General features: G+C 68.9%; 5 protein-coding genes and 1 pseudogene. 4 read left to right on the forward strand and 2 right to left on the reverse strand.

The annotated features are described in order from the left end of the window. The 4 genes and pseudogenes from ADBZ5N_RS15585 to aftB form a co-directional block, all read left to right on the forward strand. Window positions 1-664, forward strand: a pseudogene (locus tag ADBZ5N_RS15585) (glycosyltransferase family 2 protein); the annotation flags it as partial. Next, entirely contained in the window at window positions 657-1,217 is a 561-nt protein-coding gene (locus tag ADBZ5N_RS15590) for a phosphatase PAP2 family protein (protein ID WP_526258921.1), read from the forward strand. The pseudogene ADBZ5N_RS15585 and the gene ADBZ5N_RS15590, both read left to right, overlap by 8 nt. A 2-nt stretch (window positions 1,218-1,219) precedes the next feature. Next, on the forward strand, window positions 1,220-2,125 hold the full coding sequence (locus ADBZ5N_RS15595) for a decaprenyl-phosphate phosphoribosyltransferase (RefSeq protein ID WP_526258923.1): 906 nt from the start codon (window positions 1,220-1,222) through the stop codon (window positions 2,123-2,125). A gap of 34 nt (window positions 2,126-2,159) precedes the next feature. Next, window positions 2,160-4,115: a terminal beta-(1->2)-arabinofuranosyltransferase gene (aftB, locus tag ADBZ5N_RS15600; protein WP_526258925.1), complete on the forward strand. Its 1,956-nt coding sequence runs from the start codon at window positions 2,160-2,162 to the stop codon at window positions 4,113-4,115. A 17-nt stretch (window positions 4,116-4,132) separates the two neighbouring features. Here the strand turns inward: aftB and ADBZ5N_RS15605 are convergent, their stop codons facing one another. Both ADBZ5N_RS15605 and ADBZ5N_RS15610 read right to left on the reverse strand, forming a co-directional pair. Then, window positions 4,133-5,614, reverse strand: a complete 1,482-nt coding sequence (locus ADBZ5N_RS15605) for an FAD-binding oxidoreductase (protein WP_526258927.1) — start codon at window positions 5,612-5,614, stop codon at window positions 4,133-4,135. Between the two features lie 95 nt (window positions 5,615-5,709). Next, window positions 5,710-8,247: a CocE/NonD family hydrolase gene (locus ADBZ5N_RS15610; RefSeq protein ID WP_526258929.1), complete on the reverse strand. Its 2,538-nt coding sequence runs from the start codon at window positions 8,245-8,247 to the stop codon at window positions 5,710-5,712. Window positions 8,248-8,309 lie beyond the last annotated feature (62 nt).

Genomic DNA, 8,309 nt, shown 5'->3' on the forward strand with positions numbered 1-8,309 from the left:
CTTCCATCTTCGAAACCGGCTGGTGGTTTCCGCCCTGCACTGGGACGCCCCGGTCAACGGCCTGCTCAAGAGTTCCATCAAAGCCACCATCAAACACCTTATGTGCCTTGAGTATTCGACGGTCGCTATCCAGAACAAGGCCATCGACGACTTCCTCGCCGGCCCCGAGCACATCTTCTCGATCCTGGAATCGGCGCTGCCGGAGGTGCGGGCCCTGCGCCAGCAGTACCCCGATGCGGTGGTGCTGCCCGCCGCCACCGCGCTGCCCCCGCCCAGTGGGCGGACCAAGGCGCACAAGCCGCCGGCCGCGCTGCCGGTCATCGGAATCCGGTTGGCGCGCGGCCTGGTCCACCAGATGAGCCAGGCCGACCCGGCCCACCACGAACGCCCGCAACTCAACGTCGCCACCCAGGACGCCCGCTGGTTTCTGCTGTGCAACGTCGACGGTGTCACCGTCACCACCGCCGACGGCCGCGGCGTGGTCTACCGCCAGCGCGACCGGGCTAAAATGGCTGCATTATTCAAAGAGTCGCTGCGCCAACACATCCGGCTGTACCGCAAGTACGACCACATGCGTCGGGTCTACCGAGAAGCGCTGCCCGAACTGTCCAGCCAGCGCAAATGGGAGACGGTGCTGTTCGACAAAGCGGCGATCAATGCCTGAGCAGCCCGAGCAGGTACCCCAGGCCAGCCCGCCCACCGGTGAAGTGGCCGCGCTGGTCGAGGTGCAGTCCCGACTCGGCTCGCCGCCGGTGGTGGGGGTGGCCAGGTCCATGTCGCACTTCGGTGAGCACGCTGCCGGTTGGGCGGCGCTGTCGGCGGCCGGCGCGCTGCTCTCACCGCGTCGCCGCCGGGACTGGCTGCTGGTCGGCGTCGGCGCGGTGGCCGCCCACGGCGCGGCGATCGCGATCAAACTGGCGGTCCGTCGCCGCCGCCCGCACCACCCCGACATCGCCGTCAACGTCTCGACCCCCAGCGCGCTGAGCTTCCCCTCCGCGCACGCGACCTCCTCCACCGCCGCCGCTATGCTGCTGTGCCGAGCTACCGGCTCGCCGCTGCCATTGGTCGCCGTGCCACTGATGGCGCTCTCGCGGCTGGTGCTGGGGGTTCACTATCCCACCGACGTGCTCGCCGGCATGGCCGTCGGCGCCACCGTCGCCACGGCCGCAACCCGGCTCGGGGCGAGCCAGACGGGCACCCGAAAGGACAGGGACTGACCATGGGCGAGACTACGGTCACCGGTCCGCCGAGCAGCCTGCCGGCCGGGATCATCAGAGCGGTCAGACCCCGGCAGTGGGTCAAGAACCTCCTGGTCTTCGCCGCCCCGTTGGCCGCACTGGGCGGCGGCGCCCACTTCGATCTGTCGGTGCTCTACAAGGTCTCGATCGCCTTCGTGGTGTTCTGCATGGCGGCCTCGTCGATCTATCTGATCAACGACGCCCGCGACGTCGAAGCCGACCGGGCGCACCCGACCAAACAGTTCCGCCCGATCGCCGCCGGCGTGCTGCCGGTGGGGATGGCCTATGGGATCGCCACCGTCCTGGCGGTGGCCTGCCTGGCGATCTCGTGGTGGGTAACCCCGAAGCTTGCTCTGGTGATGGCGGTCTATCTGGCCATCCAGCTTGCCTACTGCTTCGGCCTCAAACACCAAGCGGTACTGGACATCTGCATCCTGTCCTCTGGCTTCCTGATCCGGGCCATCGCCGGGGGTGTGGCGGGCGGCATCCCGCTGTCGCAGTGGTTTTTGTTGGTGATGGCCTTCGGTTCGCTGTTCATGGCAGCCGGAAAGCGGTACGCCGAACTGCAACTCGCTGAGCGCACCGGCGCCAAGATTCGCAAGTCGCTGGAGAACTACACCAGCACCTACCTGACGTTCGTCTGGACACTGTCGGCCACCGCCGTGGTGGTCTGCTACGGGTTATGGGCCTTCGAACGGGACGGTGACGGCGGATCCTGGTTCGTCATCTCGATGGTGCCGTTCACCATCGCGATCCTGCGCTACGCGGTCGACGTCGACGGCGGCATGGCCGGCGAACCGGAGGACATCGCGCTGCGCGACCGGGTGCTCCAACTTCTGGCCCTGGCCTGGATCGGAACCGTCATTGCCGCCGCCGTCCTCAGCTAGCGCGCCGGCTGCCCGTGCCCAGGCGCGCTTCCCGATGCGCGCGCCGGCCTTGCGGCCATCGGCGCTCACCCGGATCAGCCTGTGGTTCACCGTTGCGGCGGTCTCGGTGTTGTGGTTCTGGGGAGCCTGGCAGCGGCGGTGGATCGCCGATGACGGGCTCATCGTGCTGCGGACCATCCGCAACCTGCTGGCCGGCAACGGCCCGGTGTTCAACGCCGGGGAGCGGGTGGAGTCCAACACCTCCACGGCCTGGACCTACCTGGTGTACCTCGGCAGCGTTGTCGGCGGTCCGTTGCGGTTGGAGTACGTGGCGCTGGCGCTGTCGCTGATTTTCAGTGTCGCCGGCGTGGCGATGGCGATGCTGGGCACCGCCCGCCTGTGGGCCCCGTACCTGCGGGCCCGCCCCGCGGTGTTCCTGCCGGCCGGGGTGCTGGTTTACATCGCCATCCCCCCGGCCCGCGACTTCGCCACCTCCGGCTTGGAGAACGGTCTGGTGACCGCCTGGCTGGGTGGTCTGTGGTGGCTGATGGTGCGCTGGGCTCAGTCACCGCAGCACAGCGGATCAAACCCGGCGGGGCTGGCGGGGTTGGCATTCGTGGCGGGCCTGAGCGTGCTGGTCCGCCCGGAACTGGCCCTGATCGGCGGGGTGGCGCTGATCATGATGCTGATCGCCGAACCGGCCTGGGGCCGTCGAGCGCTCATCGTGCTGGCCGGCGGCCTGCTTCCGGTGGGCTACCAGATCTTCCGGATGGGCTACTACGCCCTGATCGTCCCGCAGACCGCGCTGGCCAAGGACGCCTCGGGCAGCAAGTGGGGCCAGGGGCTGACCTACCTGAACAACCTCACCGGCCCCTACGCGCTCTGGCTTCCGGCGGTGCTGGTGATCGGACTGGTCGCGGTGCTGCGGGCCGGCCGGACGCCGGGTGAGCAGCCGGAACGCGCCCGGGCCACCGGGCTTGCCGCCCGCGTCCGCACCTCCTCGGCTGTCGTGGTCTTCATCCTCCTCAGCGGTGTGCTGCAGGCGCTGTATTGGATCCGCCAGGGCGGTGACTTCATGCACGGACGGGTGTTGCTGGCGCCGCTGTTCTGTGTGCTGCTTCCGGTCGCGGTGATCCCGCTTGTCATCCCGCCGGGCTTCCGTATCGCGGATCTCGCGAAGGGCATTCCCCGCGAGAACAGCCACCGGCTGGCCGGGGCGGCGCTGCTGTTGTGGCTGGCGTTGGCCGGTTGGGCGCTGTGGGCGGCCAACTCACCCGGCATGGGGCGCGACGCCACCCGGGTCACCTACTCCGGGATCGTCGACGAACGCAGGTTTTACTCCCAGGCCACCGGTCACGCCCATCCGCTGACCGCCGCGGATTATCTGGACTATCCGCGCATGCGCGCGGTCCTGGTGGCCATCAACAACACCCCGGACGGCGCTCTGCTGCTGCCGTCGGGCAACTGGGACGTCTGGGATGTCGTGCCCCAGAAGCCGCCGACCGAGCCGCCGCCGCCTGGGGTGTCGGCCGAGGACTGGCGTCGTCAAAATGCGACACACACCGTGTTTTTCACCAACCTCGGCATGCTCGGTATGAACGTAGGGCTGGACACCCGGGTGATCGACCAGATCGGTCTGGCCAACCCGTTGGCCGCCCACACCGCGCGCCTGGCGGACGGCCGAATCGGCCACGACAAGAATCTCTTCCCGGACTGGGCGGTGGCAGAGGGGCCCTGGCTCAAGGAGCGCCCGTGGATCCCGGAGTACCTCGACGAGGGCTGGGTGGAGCAGGCTCAGGTCGCGCTCGGCTGCCCGGACACCGTCGAGATGTTCACCGCCATCCGCGAGCCGATGACCCGGCCGCGGTTCATCGGTAACTTCAACCGGGCCTGGGATTTCACCCGCTACCGGATCGACCGGGTGCCCCGCTACGAATTGCTGCGGTGCGGCCTGCTCGAACCGCCCACCGACAAACCGGACTACACCGGACTACCCGCGACCGGTCCCTAGCCCGTGGTGTGAAAGCGCTAGCGCGGCAGTGGAATCCCCTGGAAGTGGGTGAACACGCCAGCCGGATCCCAGGTCGACTTGAGGCCGCGCAGACGGGTGAGGTTGTCGCCGTAGTAGGCGTCGGCCCAGTCCGGCAACTCGGGGTCGGGGAAGTTCTGATAGGACCGCCCGGTGGTGTGTGGGAGCACCGTCTCCCACAGTCGCTCCTGCCACGCCCGAATCTCCGGGGGTATCGGGCTGACGGGCAACTGCGGCTGCGCCGGAGTCGGCCACCGCGAGGCCATCTCGACCAGGATCCGGGCCGCCCGGTGTACGTAGGCGGTGTCGGTCGGGGCCACGTCACCGACGGCTCCGCCGACCCAGCCGAAGAGCGACATCGTGCCGTTGCGGTCAGTGGGACTCCCCTTGGCGGGGAAGCGGCTGACCACCTCCAGTGCTGCGGAAAGGGCGTCGCCGGTGAGGAATTCGTCGGCGTAGAGCGAGCGGTCCCAGAACGAGTAAGCCGGATTGAGCGCGGTCGTGTACCACCGGTAGGCGTCCCACCACGGGCCTTCGGTGATATCGACGGTGACCCCGGGGATGGTGAGTAACGGCTCCAGCATCTCGCGGGCGGGTTTCGCACCGGCCAGGCACTGCACCTTCAACGTCGCGTCCGCGTCGCCTTCGCGGTGGGCCAGCAGGATGGTGCCGGTCACGGTCCGTGCGGCGTCGGCCCGCAGCCGCTGGAAGGCAAGTGCGGCAGCCAGGGCGGAGTCGCGGCCCCGGAAGGTCAGCTTGCCGAAGGTGGCACGGTCGACGGGTACCTCCACCAACTCGAAATCCAGTTCAGTGACCACACCGAAATTGCCGCCGGCACCGCCGCGCAGCCCCCAGAAGAGGTCGGGGTTCTCGCCGGCGCTGGCGGTGACGAGGTTGCCCTCCGCGGTGACCATGGTGACCGCGCGAAGACGGTCGGCAGTCAGGCCCGCCCACGGTGCGTTGGGGCCGATGCCACCGCCGAGGGTAAGGCCCGCCACGCCGACCGCCGGGCAGTTTCCGCCCGGCAGCAACAGCCTGCCGGGGGCCTGGGACAGCAACTCGGACAGATCGGCGTTGATGACCCCGGCCTGAGTGGTCAGGCGGTTGCCGTCGATGCGGGCAGCCTTGAGCTTCCGGGTGCTGATGATGATGCCCTGCGAGACCGAGGCGCTGGAATAGTTGTGTCCGCCGCCGCGGATTGCGAAGGCGGTGTTGGTTTCCCGTGACCACCGCACCGCGGCGGCGACGTCATCGGCGTCGGCGCAGAGGACGACTGCGGCGGGCTGCAGGGCCGCGAAACGCAGGTTCCGCGGGATCACCAGATCCTGATAGTCCGGCTCGCCGGGAAGCACCACCGCCCCGCGCACCACGGCGTTGAGGTCGACCAGCCCGGTCCGGCTGGGCGTGGCACACGATGCGGCCAGACTGGTGGCCGCCAGGCCCGCAGCACTGATGAAGCCGCGACGGCTGAGCTGGGCCATGACGTCAGTGAACCACCGGTCCGTCCCAGACTGCGCGGGGCCCGGCGGCCTCACGACGGGGGCAACGGCGTGCTGAGAGGGCCCGCAGCAGTGGCTTACCGCGGAATCTGATCGCGCAGCGGCAGGTCGAGTCGGATATCGGAGATGTCGACGACACCGATCGAGGAATTGGCATACGACGATGCGTAGGCGACGATCTGCAGCGTCAGCGAGTCGCCGGCGCCGACGCTGTACGCGATGCTCTCCATCGGGACCGACACCGAGTTGGTCTGACCGTCGAGGGTCACCGGGACAGCCGTGACGGTGTTGCCGACCACTCGGCCGGTGGCGTTGTCGACCAATTGGGCGAACACCGCCTTGCCGGTGCCGACCCCTCGGTAGGTGAAGCTCAGTTGCGGAGCACCGACGACCTGGCTGCCCGCTGCAGGGTTCACCGCGACATCGATCGCGTTGTCCGCAGCGGTGGCGAACGTGGCGTCCAGTGGGAACGTCAGGAGGAACTCCGGCAGGGACTCCGGTCCCCGCAGCGGTCCCGAACCGCCGATCAGCGGGATGATCGGCAGCAGTCCGCCGGTTCCGGTGGCGGTGTACGGCACCGGCTGATTGAAGCCGGGCTCGAACGGCATAAGCGAGGAGGTATACCGGCTGCCCTTCTGGTCCCACCACTGGAACGTCGGGATGTCGTCGGCCGCCGAACCGGTTCCGGCGACATAGGTGTTCAACCAGGACATGCTGTCGGCTACCAGCCGATCGCTCTGGGTGGGGTCTGAGGGGTCCAGGCAGTAGCCGTGGGCGCCGCAGAACCAGAGCATCTTGACCGGCGTTCCCCAGGGATTGGCGAGGATGCTCTGCGCGTTCGCCGCCGCCTCCGACAGCGGGAAGAGCCCATCGACGGTGCTCTGGAGCAGCAGCGTCGGGGCCTTGACCTGATTGAGCAGTACCGTCGGGCCACTGCTTGCGAACACCGCCTGAGCCGTCTCGCTGACCCAGTTGAAGAGCAGCCCGGAGGCGATCCCGGCGTAGATCTGGGGATTGATCCGCGCCTCCGCGTCGATCAAGGCGAGGATGAGCGCCGCCGACCACGCCGACTTGAACACCTCGCTGGGATACAGCGACGAGGTGAGCGAGTTCCAGGTGATTGACGGGACGACGGCGTCGACCCGCGGATCGGTTCCGGCAACAGGCAATTGAATGCCGCCACCGTAGGAGCCACCCACCATTCCCACCGCCGGGTCGTCGGGACCGTCGAGTTCGACGAGCGGATTTTCGGCGGCCCAACTGATGAGCGCGGAGACGTCACGGCCTTCGTAGAACGGATTGTCCATCTGCAGCACACCGGTGGAGGCGAACTCTCCCCGCGGATCCCAGGAGATGACGTTGTAGTTCGCCTCGCGTAGCACCTTGATCGGCGGAACGAGGGAGGCCGAGGTGGTGCCCTGCACCGTGTTCACGTACGGATCGGTGGATCCGGGGGCGGCCAGCCCGGGGCCGCGGAACACCAGCGGAGCGACCTCGCCGGACTTGATCTGGGCGGCGGGGAAGAAGTTCGCGCTGATCAGCGTCCCGTCGAAGGAGGTCACCCGGTAGGTGAAGGCGAGTGGAGTCCTCCCCGGCGCGAGCGACGTCAGGTCGACGCCGATCGTGGCGAGGGTCGACGCGCCGATCAACGGCGCCAGAGCTGTGCCGAGGACAGGGGTCTGCTGCAGCAGCTCGATGATCTGATCGGCGGTCGTTCCCACCACCGGCAGCCCGGTGAGGAACGAGCCGAACGGCGTCACCTCGGTCACCCGCACTTGGAAGGTCTGTTCGCCCTTTCCGGCTCCGGTGTCCAGATCCCAGGTCAGATAGGGAAGCACGGTGAAACTCTGGGGGTCATTCGCCGTCGGGCTGACGGGGACTGTGCCCATGGCCAGCTTGCCGACGGCCCCGCCTTTGCTGACGGGCTCGTAGGTCAGACATGACGTCGTCGTACTGTCCGAGCAGGAGGTGTCGCCGTATCGCGCGCTGGTGGCCTTCAGCGTGCCCTGCACGATCCCGTCGACGAAACGCACGGTCGGGCTGACCGCGATCTCCTCAGCGGCGGCGACACTGGCCGCCGGTGCCGGTGCCGGTGCCGGTGCCGGTGCCGGTGCCGGTGCAGGAACGGTTGACGCCGCCGGTGGTGCGGCGGTTGACCCCGCCGCCGGTAGCGGGGCGGCTGAGGCCGCCGCAGCCGACAGGGGAGCGTGGGGCTGCCCTATTTCGCGGCGTGCCGCGGCCAGCAGCGCCCATGAAGCCGCAGATTCGACGGGCGCAACCGGATCCGGTTCCGCCAGTTCCGTCTGTTCCGTGGCGGCTGCCGGCCGGTTGGCGCTCACCGCCGCGTCGACCACCGGCGGGCGGGCGGCCGCTGCCGTCGACGGCGTTCCCGGACTCCGGGAGGGCCCCGGCCCCGCACTGTCCCCGGCGGATTGCCGTCGTGGTGATGTGGCGCGGGTCGCACCCGCATCAGAACCCGCGCGTTGATCCGCCCGGGCGGTGGTGTCAGCCGGGGAGGCCCAGCACTCCCCGGCGCCCCCGACGCTCAGCGCGGCTCCGACTCCCAGGGCGACCGCCAGGCCGCCAACCCTTCCGACCGTCCCCGATGGCCGCATCCCAACTCCTCCCGGACGCCGCCCTCGCGGCTCAGCCGAAAATTTCGCGCAGCGAAAGCAGA

Origin of the sequence: Mycobacterium sp., assembly GCF_044370595.1 — a bacterium.
Classification (GTDB): domain Bacteria; phylum Actinomycetota; class Actinomycetes; order Mycobacteriales; family Mycobacteriaceae; genus Mycobacterium.

What these genes read in the sequence shown, in the direction of transcription:
- ADBZ5N_RS15590 (WP_526258921.1), top strand. Translation starts at nt 657, where the DNA reads ATGCCTGAGCAGCCCGAGCAGGTACCCCAGGCCAGCCCGCCCACCGGT.
- aftB (WP_526258925.1), top strand. Translation starts at nt 2,160, where the DNA reads ATGCGCGCGCCGGCCTTGCGGCCATCGGCGCTCACCCGGATCAGCCTG.
- ADBZ5N_RS15610 (WP_526258929.1), bottom strand. Translation starts at nt 8,247, where the DNA reads ATGCGGCCATCGGGGACGGTCGGAAGGGTTGGCGGCCTGGCGGTCGCC.
- ADBZ5N_RS15595 (WP_526258923.1), top strand. Translation starts at nt 1,220, where the DNA reads ATGGGCGAGACTACGGTCACCGGTCCGCCGAGCAGCCTGCCGGCCGGG.
- ADBZ5N_RS15605 (WP_526258927.1), bottom strand. Translation starts at nt 5,614, where the DNA reads ATGGCCCAGCTCAGCCGTCGCGGCTTCATCAGTGCTGCGGGCCTGGCG.